Raw genomic sequence first — 18,063 nt, forward strand, 5'->3', positions numbered from 1 at the left:
ACTATTGATACGGACCCCTGAGATTCAGTTTCTCGGTCAGAAGGCAAAAGCGGTCGATCAGCCGGACCAGTTCCTCGCCCCGTTCGGCGACGATTTTGTCCCGCTCTGTGGCCGGCGCGTCCGACAAAGCCTTCCACAGCCGGCTTTGCCGATCGCAGACATCCGCCAGCTCGGAACAGTCGCTGGAAGTCAACTTCAAAAGGTGTTCCGCCGTCACTGGTCCAATGCCGGGAGGCGTCGTCGCCCCCACGGAAAGATAGCCTGGCGGCACGGTGCCCTTCGCGTTCGTCACCGATTTGCGGCAGATGACGTCGAAAAGCTGGTCGATGGCCTGCCTGGCGCCGGCGACGCGCGAGGGATGATCCGTATCGGCCGCGGCATGCGGCAGAAGCTCCAGCTTGTCGCCATGCCTCTCGACGAGGTCGAGATAGGGCAGCATCGGACCGGACAAGCCACCGGTTGAAGCGTCGCTGAACAGGTCGGCATCGATGGCGGCGTGGCGCACCTGCCCTGCATCCAGCGCGCCGCCAAGCGCCGCGACGTCGACAAGCTCGCCGCGATCGTAGTTGACCAGCACCGCGCCCTTGTTCATGCGGGAGAGAACCTCCGCGCCGATGAGCCCGGCATTGGCGTAGCGGCCGGTCTGCGCGTCCTGCTTGCCGAGGCCGACATGGACGCTCAGCACATCGGCGCTATCAGCTGCCTCGACAAGGTCCGGCGCGAAGACGAAACCCTCGGCCTCTATCCAGTCGCGATGCCGGGGCCGTGCGTGGATCACCACGCGCATGCCGAAGGCGCGGGCAAGCTTGGCCACCTCGCGGCCGATATTGCCGTAGCCGATGATCGCGATGGTTTTGCCTTCGAGCTTCTCGGTCGGAAAATCGCGCAGTTCCCTACCAGTGTCGAAGGCGCCGCGCGCCACCCTATCGTGAAGCAAGTCGACAGGGAGATCCGGCAGCACTTTCAGGATCGCCTTCATCACCATCTGCGCGGTGGCGCGGCTGTTGATGCCCGGCGTGTTCATGAGCACCGCGGTGCCACCCTCGCCGCTCCCGCCGCCCCAGGAGCGCGAGCCCATATTGCCGGTGCCGGCGCCGATCCGCACGCCGGCCAGTGGAAAGACGGTCTCGGCGGGCAGGAAGGTGGCGGCGGCGATGACGGCGTCATAGCGCCCGTCGCCGGCGGCTTCGATCAGCTCTTGCCGGCCGCTAAGGTCCGGCTGGTAGAAGAAATGCACCCGGCCTTGCTCGAGCCCCGTTTTGTCGCCAAGCGCAGCCGCGTGGAAGCGTCCGCCCTTGGCCTCGATATGGGCGCGTACTTCGCTCGGATCGGGTGTGCCGTCGGGTCCGAAGCGCAGGCCGACCAGATCGCATATCAGGACGGTGAAGACGCTTTGCGGGTCGATCGGCTCCACGGCCTGTGTGCTGGTGTTCGCGGTCACGTCGCTTCCCTCATGCGAGAACGGCAGGCCTGCTGCGGCAGCAGCGTGTCCTGAATAGTCAGAACCTATCCGCTCGGAACGGCGTCAGATCGATCGCCGGCGGCAAACCGGTGGCAAGTTGCGACACGATCTTGCCGGTGACGGCGCCGCCAATGAGGCCTTGGTGGCCATGGCCGAAGGCGTAGATGACGTTCCTGGCTCGCGATGCCCGGTCGATGACCGGAATGCTGTCGGGCGTGCCGGGCCGATGCCCCATCCAGCGCGTGACCTCGCCGACCTCCAGCCTTCGGAACATCGGCCGCGCCTGTTTGAGAAGAACGTCCGCCCGGTTCATGTTAGCGGGCGCTTTCAGGCCGGCGAATTCGACGTTGCCGGCGATCCGCAGGCCCTCCTCCATTGGCGATGCGACGAATTTGCGGTCGGCCGAAATGGTCTGGATACGCAGGCCGGTATCGGCCCCCTTGACCATGATGTGGTAGCCACGTTCGCTCTCCAGTGGAATGCGGTCGCCAAGCTGGCGGGCGAGATCGCCGGACCAGGCGCCGGCGCACAGCACCACCGTCTCGACCGGCATGCGACCGCCGCCTTCGAGGCGCAACGCCGACGGCCCGTTGGGCGCCATGTCGAAGCCGAGCACTTTTGCCCTGATGAAGCGGGCGCCCTGGCGTGCCGCGTGTTCGGCGAGCTTCGCGACGAGACGGCCGGGATTGGGACACTGTCCCTGTTCGGGCAGGTAGACCGCACTCTTGAAGATCGGCGCCAAAGCTGGTTCGAGCTGACGGATTTCGTCGGCATCGAGGATGTCCATCTTGACGCCATGCTCGCGCCGCAGCCGAAGGCCGTAGGCACCCTTCGACGGCCCGTCGGCCGTCTCATGAACGAAGAGCTGGCCGCGTTTCTGCAGAAGATCCTCGCAGCCGGCGGCCTTGATCAGCGGCTCGTAGCACTCGAATGTATAGCGGTGCAGCGACCGCATTGCCGCCGATATCTCTTCGACGCGCGGTTTGCGGCTGGCCGCAAGAAAACGCAGCAGCCAGGGCAGCGCGTGCGGCACATAGGCCAGCCGCACGATCAACGGGCCTTCCGGGTCCATCAGCCATTTCGGCACATTGCGAAGCACGCCCGGCATCGAATTCGGAATGCAGGATCCCGGGCAGATGCCGCCGGCATTGCCGAAGGAGCATTGCTCTTCCGAGCCCGGCAGGGCCGGGTCGACCACCTCGACGGCGACCCCCTGCTCGAGCAGGTAGTTCGCGGCGCAGACACCGATGATACCGGCGCCGATGACCGTCACCTTGCCGCGCGGCGTGCCTGTCGATGTCATGGCGATCGATCCGTTGTGCCGGTCAGGGTGCGATCACGCTCGGCGTGCCGGCACGGAAGGCCGGCAGCGACCGCGCCACCATCTGCTGCAACATGCGGAAGTCGGAGAGATAGGCCATGAAGCGATAGCCCAGCTTGCGCATGTCGACGCCGTAAGCGACCGAGCCGCAATGGATGCCCGGAATGACGCCGGCTTCCTTGCATTTGGCGGCGATGTATTCGATCGCCTCGTAGACGGCCGGATAGCGCGGATCGAAACCGGGCGCCTCGCCCATGGTCACCGCAAGGTCCGACGGACCGACGAAGATGGCATCGAGGTTCGGCGTGTTCAGAATATCCTCCAGATTCTTCACCGCCTGTTCGCTTTCGATCATCGCCATGGTGATGATGGTATCGTTGGCATGCTGGAAATAGTCGGCGCCAGCATAGAGCGAGGCGCGCAACGGGCCGACGCTACGGCCGCCCTTGGGGAAATAGCGGCAGGCCTTGACGAAGGCGTCCGCTTCCTCGGCGGTGTTGACCATCGGACAGATGACGCCATAGGCGCCGGCGTCGAGCACCTTGCCGATGATCGCCGGATCGTTCCACGGCACGCGCACCATCGGCGTCGTATCGGTCGTCGAGATCGCCTGCAGCATCGGCACGGCATCGACATAGTCGGTCGCGCCATGCTGTAGATCGACGGTCAGCGCGTCCCAGCCCTGCTGCGCCATCAGTTCGGCCGAGATCGACGACGGAATGCCGAGCCAGCCCGTTACCACTTCGCCGCCGGCGGCCCAGATGTCCTTCACCTTGTTCTTGCGCATAGCTCGAGGTCCTTTGCTATTGTCGGGAATTCAAAATCAGGTCCGCCGCTTTTTCAGCGATCGCGATCGTCGTGATGTTGGTGTTGGCGGCGACGATCGTCGGCATGATCGAAGCATCGACGACGCGCAGGCCCTGCACGCCGCGCACGCGGCAGTCTGCGTCGAGCACCGCCAGCGGATCCCGGTCATTGCCCATCTTGCAGGTGCCGGAGACATGCCAGCCCGACCAGACGGATTGCCTCACCCAGTCGGCGATCAGATCCTCATTGCCGAGCATTGCCTGGATGCGGTCGGTGGTGCCGAACTTTCGCTTGAGCAAGGTCTCGCGGAAGAACGGCGCATAGTCGAAGAGGTACGCGGCGGTCGCGGTCTTGATCCAGTTCGACGGCTTGCGCACACTGAGCGCACGCGCCTCGTCGCTGTAGCCGGCCAGGAACCAGGTGTTGACGTGCTGCTGGACATCAGGCGATTGCATGATCCTGCAGATGCGCTTGAAGCCGTCCACCAGCCGCATCAGGTCGCGGCCATCTGAAGCCAGGTTCAGATCGACGATCGGTTCATCCGTCTGGACCGTCGACTTCAGCGTTACCGTGCCGCGCGAATAGGACTTGTTGACACAGACATTGAGCGCACCCATTGCTTTGCCCAGCGGATGCCAGCCGGCGCGGTTGACCGGCATCAAGAGCATGTCGCCGGGGTGGCAATCCGCGTAATTGGAAGAGTATCTGACGCCGAGGAAGATATGACGCCGCTGGCCGGGCTTGAGCCGCGCCGATTTCTTGAAATGCGCGCCGACGGCCAGATGCGGATGGTCGGTCAGATTCTCGCCGACGCCGGGGCGATCGGCGACCACTTCGATGCCCAGCCGCTTCAGCTGCGCCGCCGGCCCGATGCCGGCCCGAAGCAGGATGGCCGGCGAGTGCAAGGCGCCTGCGGACACGATGGTCTCGCCGGCGCTATAGACCTGCGTCCGGCCTGATATCGTCACCGTGGCGCCGGTGATGCGCGTTCCCTCTGTCACCAAACCTTCGACAAAGGCGTTGGCAAAGATGTGCAGGTTCTTGCGCGCGCGCACCGCGGCGTCGAGATAGCCGACCGCGGTCGAGACGCGGCGGTCGTTCTCGTTCGACAGGGGCAGCGGGAACGAGCCATCCTCGAAACTGCCATTATAGTCCGGCCGGTAGGGGTAGTCGCGTTGCGTCACCTTGAGGACGGATCTGGTGAAGCCGGCCCAGTCCTGCGGGAAGACGCGGCGGATCGGAATCCGGCCGGTCTTGTTGTGAAGCTCGCCGTCGAAATCGAGATCGCGTTCGAGCTTCCTGAGATAGGGCAGCATGCCCTCCCATCCCCAGCCGGCGAGGCCGAAAGCTTCCCATTCGTCATAGTCGTGCGGCAGGCCGCGCACCGCGAACTGGCCGTTGATACTGGAGCCGCCGCCCATCACCTTGGCCTGTTCGAGCTTGGCGGTCTTGGTCACCTGCGCGTTCTGCCTGGGCGATCGGTTGAAGACGCGCAGTTCCGTCCAGTGGTATTTCGGGTCAAAATAGGAAAGGCCGGGATAGCTGTCGGCGATCACTTCCGGAACGTCGTCGGGAGGCGTGTCGGGACCGGCCTCGAACAGCGCCACTTGCCTGCTGCCGCTTTCCGAGAGCCGGCTGGCGAGAACGGCGCCCGCCGAGCCGCCGCCGACGATGATGTAATCGAATTGCATGTACTTGCGCTCGCTCAGGCGTAATTGGCCCAGATGGCCTTCTGGCGCAGGAACGCCTCGATGCCGGCACGGCCCATATCCTTGCCGAAGCCGGAGCCCTTGTAGCCGCCGGCCGGATAGGTGAATTCCGGCCCGCGCCCGTGCTGGTTGATCCAGACCATGCCGGCCTCGATGGAATCCGCCGCCTTGAGCGCCTTCTTCAGATCCGTGGTGTGGACGCTGGCGGCAAGCCCGTAGGCCGGATGCGCCGCCTGGGCGAGGCCTTCCTCGAGATCGGTGAAGCTGCGCACTGTCAGCACCGGACCAAAGAACTCGTCCTTGAAACCGATATTGTCGTCGGACACGTTTCCCAGGATCGTCGGCGCATAGAAGCTGCCTTCGTTGCGGCCTTCCAGTACCGTGCCGCCAGTGACGACCGAGGCGCCCTCACCGACACTGGCGCGGACCATCGTGTCGATGCGTTCGAGCTGCTTGCGGCTGATGATCGGCGCGAAGGTGGTCTTCTCATCCCAGGTCGGTCCTGCCTTGATCGCCTTGGTGCGGGCGATGACGCGCTCGACGAGCTGGTCGGCGATCTTGTCTTCGACGATCAGCCGCGAACCGGCCGTGCAGACCTGGCCGGCATTGTCCATGAAGGCAGCGGCGACACGGCCGGCCACCACATCGATATCCCCGGCATCGGCCAGCACCAGTTGCGGGCTCTTGCCGCCGAGTTCGAGCGTGACGGGCTTGATGCCGGACTGGGCGGCAAGCGTCATGATGGCGGCACCCGTCTGCGTCGAACCGGTAAAGGAGATTTTCAGAATGTCGGGATGGCGCACGATCGCCGCGCCCGTCGTGTGACCATAACCGTTGACGACATTGAACAGGCCGGCGGGAATGCCGGCCCTGGCGGCAAGCTCCGCCAACGCCAGAAGGCTGTGCGGGGTCAGTTCCGAGGTCTTCATCACCACAGCATTGCCGGCGGCCAGCGCCGGGGCGAATTTCCAGGCCGCGGTGATCATCGGGAAGTTCCAGGGAACGATCGCGCCGACAATGCCGTAGGGTTCATGCCTGACAATGCTGAGTGTGTTCGCCTCTGTCGCGGTGACCGTGCCTTCGACCTTGTCGCAGAACTCGGCGTAGTAACGCACGACGCCGGCGGTACGCACCGCATCACGCGCAATCGTCATCGAAATCAGCCGGCTCGACCCCATCGCTTCCAGCTGTCCGAGATAGGTCGCATTCTCCTCGATCAACGCGGCGAAACGCATGAGCACGGCGGCCCGGTCACGCGGCGCGACCTTTGCCCAGCGGCTCTGCGCCAGTGCCTTTTTCGCGGCATCGACGGCCTGCTGCACAGCGGCTTCGCCGCCGTCGGTGATCACGCCCATGGGCTGGAGATCGGAGGGGCGCAGAACCTCGATCGCCGCGCCGGGCAGTTCAACATACTGGCCGCCGATATGATGGCCGCTGGGAACGGCGATTTTGGCGGGATCGAAACTCAGTGTCATGATGTCTTCCTTTTGCGGCCAACCCCAAGGGGGGCGCATTCGACGATGTCCGCTTGACTGTTTGCGTGAAGCGGCGCCCTCAGCACGCCTTCTCGGCTTCACGCGCCTCGAGGAACGGGCGAAGCAGGTCGGCCGATTCATGGAAGCGCCCAACAAAACTCTTCAGACGCGGATGTTCGGGATGCAGCAGCACCTCGGCGGGCGGCCCCTGCTCGGCGACCAATCCCTGGTCGAGAAAGACGACCCGATCGGCGACCTCGAAGGCGAATCCCAATTCGTGGGTGACGATCACCATGGTCATGCCGCTCCTGGCCAGTTCCACCATCGCCTTCATGACTTCGCCGACCAGTTCAGGATCGAGCGCCGAGGTCGGCTCGTCGAACAGCATCACCTTCGGTTGCATGGCCATGGCTCTCGCAATGGCGACGCGCTGCTGCTGACCACCGGAAAGCTGGCGCGGATATTTCTCCACGTGCTGCGCCAGCCCCATGAGATCCAGCAACTGAAGCGCCTTCTGCCGCGCCTGCTCCTTGGGCTCCTTCTTGACGATGACCGGGCCTTCCATGACGTTCTCAAGCGCCGTCATGTGCGGGAACAGATTGAACTGTTGGAAGACCATGCCGGTCTTGGACCGGATGCGGTTGACCTCCTGAGCCGGTATCTGGGCGCCCTTGCCATCGGCCTGCCTGTCGAACAGCGTCTCGTCGTCGATGACGATGCTGCCGCTGGTCGGCACATTGAGCAGGTTAATGCAGCGCAGCAGCGACGTCTTGCCCGATCCGCTGGCGCCGATCAGCACGACCACCTCTCCTTCGACGACCGAGAGATCGATGCCGTTCAGCACGCGCTTGTCGCCGAACTTGAGACAGATGCCGTCCAGCCGCAGGACAGGCTTGTCGCTCTTGTCCGTCACGGCGCCTGCTTCCCTGGCGATTGCGTCACTGGCGCTCATTTCAAGCTCCCGCTCTTTTCGAGTTTCCGGGACAGCAGCGTCAGCGGCACCAGGATGATCAGGAAGATGACGCCGACGGCGGTGTAAACTTCCATCGGCCGATAGGTGAAGCTCGAGATGTAGCTCGCCTGATAGAGAAGGTCGGGAACCGTTATCATCGACAAAAGCGTGGTGTTCTTCATCTGGATGATCGACTGGCCGGCGAGCGGCGGGATCATCTTGCGGAAGGCCTGCGGCAGGATGATGCGGCGCATGCGCTGGCCATAGGACATGCCGATGGCGGTCGCCGCATCCGTCTGGCCGGGGTCGACCGACTGGACGCCGGCGCGCAGGATTTCAGCATAGAAGGAGCCGACATAGCAGCTCAGCCCGATGAAGCCGGCCCAGAATTTGGTGACATTGATGCCGGCGAAGATCGGGAAGGCGTAGTAGACCCACAACAGCGTGACGAGCAGCGGAATGTTGCGGAAGAACTCGACATAGACCTGGCCGAGGATGACCAGCGGCTTGAATGTGCTGAGCTGGATAAGCCCGATGAACAGGCCGATCAGCATGCCGGCACCGATGGTGATGACGGTGAAGTAGAGCGTCATCAGCAGGCCCTGCCAGAGCAGCCCGATATTGTTGGTTATGACCGTATAGTCGAACATGGCGTCCTCACTGGTTCGATGCACGTCCAGTGGTGGCCTGACCGCCGCGCTGGGCGGCGGTCAGGCTGTTGCGATTAGAAGGAGAAACCTGCCGGGAGGATCGACAGGTCGATGCCGCGGGCTTCCCAGGAGCGGGCAAGCTTGCCTTGGGCAAGGCCGAGCGAGCGTTCCTGCAGGATCCAGTTGGTCAGGAAGTTGATGAACCCGGCATTGCCCGGCTTGCGGGCGACCGCAAGCGTTGCCGGATTGCGCAGGATCGGCTCAGGCAACGAGACATTGCCGATTTTCTGGTTGGTGATCTGCAGCGCATCGAAAATGGAAAGCACGACGCCGTCGGCGCGGCCGGCCTGCAACTCCATCAGCGCCAGGCCGCGATCCTCCACCGGCGTGATCTTGGCCTTCGGCAGCAGCGCTTCGGCAACCACCTGCATGGTGCTGCCCTTCTGCACGACGACGGTCTTGTCGGGCGCGTTGAGCTCGGCCCAGGTCTTGACCGGCTTGCCGGGAGGCGTCAGCACGGCCCAGGCGTCGGTGAACAGCGGTTCCCACAGATAGTCGACAACCAGACCGCGCTTCGGGTTCGGATTGACGCCGATGGCGATGTCGATCTTGTTGGACTGGAAGTCGGCAGCCAGATTGCCCCAGGTCGTCTCGACAGGCTCGAGCTTGACGCCGAGTTGGGTGGCGATCTCGCCGAGGAATTCGTAGTAGAAGCCGCTCCACTGCCCGGTGGCCGGATCCTTGATGTAGCCTGGCTCCTCGCCGGTCATCACCGGAACCTTGAGCACGCCGCTGGCGCGGATCTGGTCGATGACGGCGGATGGATTGTCGTCCGCGTATGCGGCGATTGGTGCGGTGAGCAGGCCGAAGCCAATGGTCAAAGCGGCCATGAGCGTACGCATTACTGTGAATTTCATGTCATTCCCCTTTCTGAGTTTTTTTGGTGATTACCGGGCTAGAAATCCCTTCGAGAGAGGGTCGCTCTTCTCGAAGTAGATTGTCTGGGTCGAGGTGATGAAAGCGGAGCCCTCGATCTCGATGATCATCGCCTCGCGGCCTTGCGCCTCGACGCGCCGTTGCAGGCGCGCCTCGAACGGAATGCCGAAGATGTTGCTTGCGTGATAAGTCTGGCCGGGGCTGATCAGCCCCTTCTCGAGCAGCGCGGTCAGGCGCGCCGACGTGCCGGTGCCGCAAGGCGAGCGGTCGTACTTGTTGGATTCCAGGACAAGAAAATGCGTCGCTGAAGTCTCGCTGTCGGCGTCGTAAAAAAGCACGCTCGGCGCAGCCGCACCGGCCAGCAGCGGCAGGTCCTTCGTCGCTGCCTTGATCGCGTCCTTGATCCTGGCGCCGGCCTGCATCAGGGCCGACGCATTGTCCGGGACCAGCTTGAAGCCAAGTGGCGCGGCGTCCACCAACGCGTACCACATACCGGCGTAGACGATGGCGGCATCAATGTTGCCGATATCTTCGACGGCAACGCTGATGTGCTCCAGCCCGACATAGCTCGGGACATTGGCGATCCGCACACGCTCCAGCGTGCCGTCTTCGTTCCAGATCAGATGAACGGTCACCACTCCGGCCGGCGTTTCCAGCGTGAAGCTGTCACCGGTTTCGGCGGAGATCTGGCCTGTGAAGGCCAGCGTCCTGGCAAGACCGATCGTGCCGTGACCGCACATGTCGAGATAGACATAGGACGAGATGAAAAAGGCACCATAGTCGGCGACCTCCGAGGCCACCGGCACGAGACCGACCATGGCGGCATGACCGCGCGGCTCATGCAGCAATGCCGGACGAAGATGGTCGAAGTGCTGGCGAAAATGGTCCCGCTTGTCCCGCACGCTGGAGCCGAAAAGCTTCGGAACGCCGCTCAAGATGACCCGTGTGGGATGGCCGGCCGTGTGGGAATCGATGACGCTGAACGCCGAGGCGAAGCTGGACACGACCTAGCCCTCTCCGAAGGCATCGCGAATGCCAGCCCGCATGCTCTGCCAGATTTCCCGGATGAGGTTTTCGGTCATCGCCTTGGCGCTTTCGCCATCGCCGGCGGTGATCGCATCGTAGATGCGGGCCGTGTCGTCGAGCGACAGTTGGATGATCTTGGGATCCTGCTCGTAGGCATGATAGCGATAGCGCAAGGCCTGCTTTTCCAGCCCACCGAGCAGGCGCGTCAGCGTCTTGTTGCCGGCCAATGTGTAGGTCAGGAATGAGCCGCGCACGTCGACGATGAAGAACTGCCGCGCATCGTTCCTGGCCTGGGCCTGTTTCAGCTCAGACAAAAGGTTCTTGAACTCGGCCTTCTTCTCGATGTCGGCGAATTCGGCCGCCTGCTTGGCCACCAGCCCTTCGAGTTCGATGCGGCAGGTGTAGACCTCGTCGAAATCGCGCTGCGACATCGGTGAAACCCAGATGCCGCGCCTGGCCTCACGCATCACCAGACCGTCGCGCTCCAGCAGCCGAAGCGCCTCGCGCACCGGCGACCGGCTGACGCCGTAGCGCGCGGCGACCATTTCCTCGGTCAAGCGCTCCCGCGACTTGAGGCGGCCGAAGATGATCTCTTCCTCGAGCATCTCGGCGAGATTCTCCGGGATGGCTACCGACAATTTCTGGATGCGCGCTAAAATCATGTCGACACCATACTGTATACAATGTACAGGTCAAGCCATCGCGGAAACTTTCTTGTGACGTGCAATCTGCCGGCGGCCTTTCGCGAGCCGCCGGGCCGGAAAGGGCCAAGACATGTATCCAGAGACGATCGAGCTGTTGATTGACGGCGTGTGGTGCCAAGGGTCGGACGGCAAGTCCGAACCCTTGATCAATCCCGCCACCGAGGAAGTGCTGGCGACCGTGCCGCATGCCACGGAAGCCGACCTTGACCGTGCTCTCGCGGCCTCGCTCAAGGGCTTCAAGCTGTGGAAGACGATGACCGCGATGCAGCGCTGGGCGATCACGGACAAGGCCGCGGACCTGATCGAGCAGCGCAAGGGCACCATCGCCCGCATCCTGACGATGGAGAACGGCAAGGCACTAGCCGAGGCCACCGGCGAGGTGCAGTTCGCGGCGGACGCGACCCGCTGGTACGCCGAGGAGGGTAAGCGCGCCTATGGCCGCATCGTCCCTGCCCGGCTGCCCGGCGTGCGGCAGATGGTGTTCAAAGAACCTGTAGGCCCGGTCGTCGCCTTCGCTGCCTGGAACTTTCCGGCCAGCAATGTCATCCGCAAGATCTCGGGCGCTCTCGGCGCCGGTTGCTCGATCATCCTGAAGCCGGCGGAAGAAACGCCGGGAACCGCCGTCGCCATCGCCCGCTGCTTCCAGGACGCCGGACTGCCGGCCGGCGTGCTCAACATCGTGTTCGGCGAGCCGGCCAAGGTCTCGTCCTATCTGATCGCCTCACCGATCCCAAAGAAAGTCTCGCTGACCGGCTCGACGGCGGTTGGAAAGCTGTTGCAGAAACAGGCGGCTGACACGCTGAAGCGTTGCACCATGGAGCTTGGCGGCCACGCCCCCGTGATCGTCCATGAGGACGCCGATCTCGACAGGACGCTGGACACGGTCGTCGCCTTCAAGTTCCGTAATGCCGGCCAGGTCTGTACCTCGCCGACCCGCTTCTATGTGCATGAGGCCGTCTACGACCGCTTCATCGACGGCTTTGCCACGCGCGCCGAAAAGCTCAAGATCGGCGACGGCCTCGACGCAAACGTGCAGATGGGCCCGATGATCGCGCCGCGGCGGCTCGACGCCATGGACGGTTTCGTCAGCGATGCAACGGCGAAAGGAGCAACCGTCGTCACTGGCGGCAAGCGGATCGGCAACAAGGGCTATTTCTACGCGCCGACATTGCTGAAGGACGTGCCGGACACTGCGCGCATCATGTCCGAAGAGCCGTTCGGGCCGATCGCGCCGACCACCACATTCTCGACCTTCGACGACATGATAGAGCGTGCGAACGCGCTGCCTTACGGTCTCGCCTCCTTCGTCTTCACCCGCAATCTCAGCCTTGCCCAGAAGACCGAGGCGGCGCTCGAGGCGGGCATGGTCGGCGTCAATCACATGATGGTGTCGACACCGGAAACGCCGTTCGGCGGCGTCAACGAATCCGGCTATGGCTCGGAGAGCGGCATCGAAGGGCTCGACGCCTATCTGCGGACGAAGTTCGTGACCGAGATGTAGCGAGGGCAGGCTTTGTGGCCACCGACGGGCAAAGGTAGCCCCTCTAGAGACTGGGTCCCAGCTCGAGTGAGCTGCCGTCGCTGAACCGGGATTGCCGGAACCTGTGAAGGTTGTGCCCGATCTCGTTGCCCTGGACGAGGTCGGACACGACGCGGCCCATCCCGGGTCCGATGCCGAAGCCGTGACCGCTCATCCCGGTGGCGATGACGAGGCCGGGAATCTCGGCGGCACGATCAACGATCGGGACGACGTCCGGCATCGCGTCGATCATGCCCGCCCAGCTCGCCTTGAGGGGCACTGTCTCGAATTGTGGGAAAAGTGCCCTGAATTCGCGGTCCATATCGCGCAGCGCCGAGGCCTTGGGAGCGGGATTGAGGATGCGCATCCGTTCGAACGGGCTTTCCTCATCGGCGTTCCATCGGCGTAGAGTCGACCAGCTGTCGGGATAGCCGCGCGGCGCTGCGGGCAGATAGCGGGTGCCAAAAGGATTGGCCATCAGCGCGGGTAGGTATTTGGTCGCATGACGAAACGCGTCAGGCCCGACATACAGCTGGTTGGCACCTCCCGATGCCAGCGTGTACCCGCCATCATGCCTACGCCGGAATGCGATATGTTCGTCGGCGACGGCACCCGAATGAACCTCGGGCATGGGTTCGGTCGCGGCGACGGTCGCCCTGACGCTGAGTTGCGGGATGGATACACCGTGAGCGCGCAGGAAGAGCGACGTCCACGCCCCACTCGCCACGACAGCATTCGAGGTGGCGATACGGCCTTGCTCGGTCCAGACGCCGCTGATGCGTCCAGCCGCTGTATCGAGCATGCGCGCCGCACAATTCTCGATGATGGTGACACCGTGCCGGGCGGCCAGGCGGGCAAGCGCGGGCACCGCGACCCAAGGCTCGGCGCGCATGTCCGATGGGGTGGTCATTGCGCCCTTGAAAGTGCGCGACATAGCCGGGATCAGCTTGGCTGCTCCGCCTTGGTCAAGCAGGCGTGTATCGACGCCGTGCATCTCGGCGATCTTCAGGAACTTGGCGAACCGGGCCATCTCCTTGTCCGTTCGCGCAAGATAGGTAACGCCCGTCTGCTTCAACCCGATGTCCTGGCCGCATTCCTCGGCGAGTTGACGCCAGAGGCGTTGCGCTTCGATCACGATCGGCAGTTCAGCGGCATCGCGACCCTGCTGCCGGATCCAGCCCCAGTTCCGCGACGATTGCTCGCCGGCAATGCGACCCTTTTCCAGCAAGGTCACCGAAATTTTACGTCGCGCCAGGAACAAGGCGGTGGTCACGCCGATGACGCCACCACCGATGACCACAACCTCCGAAGCCTTCGGCAGTGGCGCTTGAAACTGGATCGGCATGGCTTCGGTGAAGGGAAAACTTGTCAAGGAAGACTAACCTCTCGGTGTTCCACGGCGGCGCCGGCCTTGCCGCCGGACTGGCGGCCTGGATGGAATATCGGCGATGCGTGACAGAACTGATAGTCCCTCCAGGCTGGGTCGAGCTGGAGAATCCGCGCGTCAATGCCGTGAATTGTTTGTGCCAGCAAATGTCGTCCCGGCACCCATTCGGGCGACAAGGCCGCAAACGTCCGGCGACCGATAGCGGCACGGCCTGTCAGGCACAGTGCGATGGCGCCATTGGCCCCTTGAAGGGTCAAGTCGGACACGCGTAACATCGCCTCATCAGAACTGAGTCTGCTTCATTCGTCCGGGCTAATGTCCGGATTGGACTGGATATTTTCCTTGCCTACGGATGCAACCAGCGGCGCGACGAAGCGCGGCAAATCGTTTGCCCATGTGGCGGAAGCTTCCTGGGGCAAGGGGCTCAGCACGTTGCTGCGTATCGTGCGCATGACGCTGCGCCATCCCTGGCAGGCCGCCATCACCCTCGTCTCGACCTTCATCGCCGCGACGCTGCAGCTTTTCATCCCCCGCCTGCTGGGACGCGCCATCGACCAGGCGCAAGGCGTGATGGCTGCCGGTGCCAGCACGGCGGCGGAGCAGGCGCTGTGGCATACGGCGCTCACACTGCTGGTCGTCAGCATCCTGCGCGGCCTCTTCACCATGGCGCAGAATTATTACGGTGAGGCTGTCGGCCATCGGACCGGTTATGAATTGCGCCTAGCCTTCTACGAGAAGATTCAGCGGCTGAGCTACGCCTATCACGACAAGGTCCATACCGGCGACCTCATCACGCTCGGACTGCTCGATCTCGACGGCGTGCGCATGTTCTTCTCCACCGGCATCCTGCGCGTGGTCCTGCTCAGCGTGCTGATTGGCGTCGGCGCCTATCTCCTGATCAGCACCGATCTTGTACTCGGGCTGCTCAGCCTCAGCTTCGTACCGTTCGTCGCCTGGCGCTCCTCGGTGACCCAGCTCAAATTGCGCAGCACCTGGCTGACGCTGCAGGAACGTTTGTCGGTGCTGAGCCGGGTGATGGACGAGAATCTCGGCGGCATCCGGGTCGTGCGGGCCTTCGCGGCGCAACGCCATGAGCTCAAAAAATTCGACCGCGCCAAGCGGGATGCGCTGGAGCTGGCCAATGAGCGCGTCGACATCCGCGTCTCCAACACCAGCGCCATGAATTTTTCGTTCCTGGCGGCCATGGGGCTGGTGCTCTGGTTCGGCGGCCAGAAGGTGATCGCGGGCCAGATCAGCGTCGGCACGCTGGCGCAGTTTCTCACCTTCATGACCATCCTGCAGATGCCGGTGCGCCAGCTCGGCCTGATGGTCAACTCGTTCGCCCGAGCCTCGACCTGCGGAACGCGGCTGTTCGAGCTGCTCGACACCGAGCTCGACATCAAGGACGCGCCTGATGCCAAGGAACTCGTCATCACCGAGGGCGTTCTGCGCTTCGACAATGTCGGCTTCCGCTATGAGGGCGCGGGCGACCGTCCGACCCTGTCGGGCATCTCCTTCGAGGCCAAGCCCGGCGAGACAATAGGCATTGTCGGCCCGCCCGGCAGCGGCAAGTCCACCATCGCGCATCTGATCCCGCGCTTCTACGACGTCACGTCAGGCGCGATCACCATCGACGGACAGGACATCCGCGGGGTGACGCTGCAATCGCTGCGCAAGGTGGTCGGCGTCGTGCAGCAGGATGCATTCCTGTTCACCACCTCGATCGAAAACAACATCGCCTATGGCAACCCGTGGGCTCGCGAGAACCGGATTGGGCAGGCCGCCGAATATGCGCAGCTCCACAACTATATTATCGGGCTTCCGGCCGGTTACACCACGGTTGTCGGCGAACGCGGCGCGTCGCTTTCCGGCGGCCAGCGCCAGCGTCTGACCATCGCGCGCAGCCTGATGCTGCGGCCTTCGGTTCTGGTCTTCGACGATTCGACCGCGGCCATCGATGCCGGCACCGAGCAGCGGATCCGGGCGGCGATGAAGCGCTTCGCCAGGGATCGCGTCACGCTGATCATCTCGCACCGGCTGAGTTCGCTGATGCATGCCGACCAGATCCTGTTCGTCGAGGGCGGCCGCATCGTCGAGCGCGGCACGCATGAGGAATTGCTGGCTCTCGGGGGGCGCTATCGCGCGCTTTACGACTTGCAGTTGCGGCCGGACGAAGACCGGCTGGAGGGAGCCGCATGACGTCAACGCAGGACGACGACGAAAAAGAAGACAAAAGCGGGCGGCCGACCAAGGCCGTGGTCGGCTCTCATCGCGACGAAGAAGAGGTCTTCGGCAAGGCCTATGATCCGCGCATCATCAGGCGCATCTGGAGCTTCGTCAGGCCGTATCAGGGCCGGATCTTCATCTCGGTCGCGGCGGTGCTGGTGTTCACGCTGACGCAGTTGGCGATCCCGCTGGTCATCCGCTACGCTATCGACCATGGCATGGCTCCCGGCAGGCTCGACCGCTCGGTGATGGTCTCGGCGATCGTCATTTTCACCGTCATCATTCTCATCAACTATGTCGCTAGCCACGTGCAGGAGAGCGTCGTCGGCAAGGTGGCGGAAAACGTGCTGTCAGACCTGCGCCGCGCCATGTTCAGTCACCTGCAGCGCGTCTCGCTCAGCTTCATGGACAAGACGGAGGTCGGCCGGCTGATGTCGCGCCTGCAGGGCGACGTCAATTCGATGCAGGAATTCCTCGAAACCTCCGTCATGTCGGTCGGCGACATCGTGCTTCTGTTCGGCATCGTCACCGTCCTGCTTTGGCTCGATTTCCGGCTCGGATTGCTGACGCTGTCGACCATGCCGATCCTGTTCATCGTGCGCCTGTTCTGGCTGCCGCGCGCCAAGGTCGCCTTCATGGCCGCGCATGAGACCAACTCGATCGCCAACGGCGCGCTCGCCGAAGGTATCCACGGCGTGCGCACTGTGCAGAGCCTGGAGCGCCAGCATGTCAATTTCGACCTCTATGACGAGAAGGTGCTGGCCAATCTCAACGCTCACCTTCGCTCGGCGAAATACGCGCAGGTGATGGTGCCGATCGTCGATACGCTGACCGGCATCGCCATGGCGACGGTCATCGTCGTCGGCGGTTCGATGGTGCTGTCGCACAGCCTCGATGTCGGCGTCATGGTGGCGTTCCTGTTCTACATCCAGCGCTTCTTCGATCCAATCCGCTCGCTCACCATGCAGTACAGCGTCATGCAGCGCGCCATGGCTTCGGGCCAACGCATCTCCGAAGTGCTCGACGTGCCGGTGGATGTCAGCGACAAGGACAATGCGGTGGCACTGTCGCGCGACATGGACGGCTCGGTCGAGTTCAGGAACGTCACCTTCGGCTACCGGCCGAACCAGCCGGTGCTGAAGAACATCTCCTTCCGCGTCAATCCGGGCGAGACGGTCGCGCTTGTCGGCCCGACCGGGTCGGGCAAGTCGAGCTCGATGGCACTGGTGCACCGTTTCTACGATGTCTGGTCCGGCGAGGTCCTGGTCGGCGGCCATGATGTGCGCGACCTGACGCAGGATTCACTCGGCGACCAGGTCGCCATGGTGCTGCAGGAGCCGTTCCTCTTCTCCGGCACGGTGCTGGAGAACATCCGCTACCACAAGACATCAGCCAGCCGCGAGGAGGTGGTGCGCGCGGCACAGACGGTCGGCGCGCACGACTTCATCGAGCAGTTGCCTCACGGCTACGACACCGAGCTCGAGCAGCGTGGCGGCAACCTCTCGCTCGGCCAGCGCCAGCTGATCAGTTTCGCGCGCGCGCTGGTGGCCGACGCCAAGATCCTGGTGCTCGACGAAGCCACCGCCAGCATCGATTCCTACACCGAGATGCTGATCCAGAAAGCGCTGATCAAACTGCTCGAGGGCCGCACCGGGCTGGTCATCGCCCATCGGCTCGCCACCATCCGCGGCGCCGACCGCATCATCGTCCTGCAGAATGGCGAGATCGTCGAAAGCGGCAACCACGAACAGCTGATGCAGAGGAACGGCCTCTACGCCCGCCTCTACAACATGAACTACGCCTCGTTCGACGACATTTCGCAAGAAGAGATGGAAATGGACGCGGCGGCCGGCAAAGCGACGTGAGCGGTGCCAGCAGGATCGCTGTCG

At 63.6% G+C, this 18,063-nt stretch carries 14 protein-coding genes; 3 read left to right on the top strand and 11 right to left on the bottom strand.

Annotated elements, in window-relative coordinates; translation table 11 throughout:
* Position 1: 1 nt before the first annotated feature.
* The 10 genes from A3AU_RS0128810 to A3AU_RS0128855 form a co-directional block, all read right to left on the bottom strand.
* A complete protein-coding gene (locus A3AU_RS0128810) occupies positions 2–1,441 on the bottom strand; it encodes an NAD(P)-dependent oxidoreductase (protein WP_027055978.1) in 1,440 nt (479 codons plus the stop codon).
* A 58-nt stretch (positions 1,442–1,499) separates the two neighbouring features.
* Complete coding sequence (locus A3AU_RS0128815; protein WP_027055979.1) at positions 1,500–2,765, bottom strand: NAD(P)/FAD-dependent oxidoreductase; 1,266 nt, start codon at positions 2,763–2,765, stop codon at positions 1,500–1,502.
* A gap of 22 nt (positions 2,766–2,787) precedes the next feature.
* A complete protein-coding gene (locus tag A3AU_RS0128820; RefSeq protein WP_027055980.1) occupies positions 2,788–3,570 on the bottom strand; it encodes an HpcH/HpaI aldolase family protein in 783 nt (260 codons plus the stop codon).
* A 16-nt stretch (positions 3,571–3,586) separates the two neighbouring features.
* The gene (locus A3AU_RS0128825) at positions 3,587–5,281 is read right to left on the bottom strand and encodes a GMC family oxidoreductase (protein ID WP_051355494.1); all 1,695 of its coding nucleotides are present in this window, start codon (positions 5,279–5,281) and stop codon (positions 3,587–3,589) included.
* A 14-nt stretch (positions 5,282–5,295) separates the two neighbouring features.
* A complete protein-coding gene (locus A3AU_RS0128830) occupies positions 5,296–6,774 on the bottom strand; it encodes an aldehyde dehydrogenase family protein (protein WP_027055982.1) in 1,479 nt (492 codons plus the stop codon).
* Between the two features lie 79 nt (positions 6,775–6,853).
* On the bottom strand, positions 6,854–7,726 hold the full coding sequence (locus tag A3AU_RS0128835) for an amino acid ABC transporter ATP-binding protein (RefSeq protein WP_051355495.1): 873 nt from the start codon (positions 7,724–7,726) through the stop codon (positions 6,854–6,856).
* Positions 7,723–8,376, bottom strand: coding sequence for an amino acid ABC transporter permease (locus tag A3AU_RS0128840; RefSeq protein ID WP_027055984.1), 654 nt, complete (start codon positions 8,374–8,376; stop codon positions 7,723–7,725). The genes A3AU_RS0128835 and A3AU_RS0128840 overlap by 4 nt, the downstream gene beginning before the upstream one ends.
* Before the next feature lie 74 nt (positions 8,377–8,450).
* Positions 8,451–9,293 carry a transporter substrate-binding domain-containing protein gene (locus A3AU_RS0128845; RefSeq protein ID WP_027055985.1) on the bottom strand — a complete coding sequence of 281 codons (843 nt, stop codon included), beginning with the start codon at positions 9,291–9,293 and terminating at the stop codon, positions 8,451–8,453.
* A gap of 30 nt (positions 9,294–9,323) precedes the next feature.
* A complete protein-coding gene (locus A3AU_RS0128850; RefSeq protein WP_027055986.1) occupies positions 9,324–10,316 on the bottom strand; it encodes a proline racemase family protein in 993 nt (330 codons plus the stop codon).
* A 3-nt stretch (positions 10,317–10,319) separates the two neighbouring features.
* Positions 10,320–11,000, bottom strand: coding sequence for a GntR family transcriptional regulator (locus tag A3AU_RS0128855; protein ID WP_027055987.1), 681 nt, complete (start codon positions 10,998–11,000; stop codon positions 10,320–10,322).
* Positions 11,001–11,112: 112 nt separating this feature from the next.
* On the opposite strand from A3AU_RS0128855, the gene A3AU_RS0128860 reads away from it, so the two are divergent.
* Positions 11,113–12,543 (top strand): NAD-dependent succinate-semialdehyde dehydrogenase, encoded by a 1,431-nt coding sequence (locus A3AU_RS0128860; protein ID WP_027055988.1) that lies wholly within the window; start codon positions 11,113–11,115, stop codon positions 12,541–12,543.
* Positions 12,544–12,586: 43 nt separating this feature from the next.
* Here A3AU_RS0128860 and A3AU_RS0128865 read toward each other — a convergent pair whose 3' ends face one another.
* A complete protein-coding gene (locus tag A3AU_RS0128865; RefSeq protein WP_027055989.1) occupies positions 12,587–13,933 on the bottom strand; it encodes an NAD(P)/FAD-dependent oxidoreductase in 1,347 nt (448 codons plus the stop codon).
* 330 nt (positions 13,934–14,263) lie between these two features.
* On the opposite strand from A3AU_RS0128865, the gene A3AU_RS0128870 reads away from it, so the two are divergent.
* Together A3AU_RS0128870 and A3AU_RS0128875 are read left to right on the top strand one after the other, a co-directional pair.
* Positions 14,264–16,147, top strand: coding sequence for an ABC transporter ATP-binding protein (locus A3AU_RS0128870; protein WP_418001082.1), 1,884 nt, complete (start codon positions 14,264–14,266; stop codon positions 16,145–16,147).
* Positions 16,144–18,039 carry an ABC transporter ATP-binding protein gene (locus tag A3AU_RS0128875; protein WP_027055991.1) on the top strand — a complete coding sequence of 632 codons (1,896 nt, stop codon included), beginning with the start codon at positions 16,144–16,146 and terminating at the stop codon, positions 18,037–18,039. The genes A3AU_RS0128870 and A3AU_RS0128875 overlap by 4 nt, the downstream gene beginning before the upstream one ends.
* Positions 18,040–18,063: the final 24 nt, after the last annotated feature.

The sequence above is a fragment of the Mesorhizobium erdmanii USDA 3471 genome (genome assembly GCF_000472705.1).
In the GTDB taxonomy this organism is placed as follows: Bacteria; Pseudomonadota; Alphaproteobacteria; order Rhizobiales; family Rhizobiaceae; genus Mesorhizobium; species Mesorhizobium erdmanii.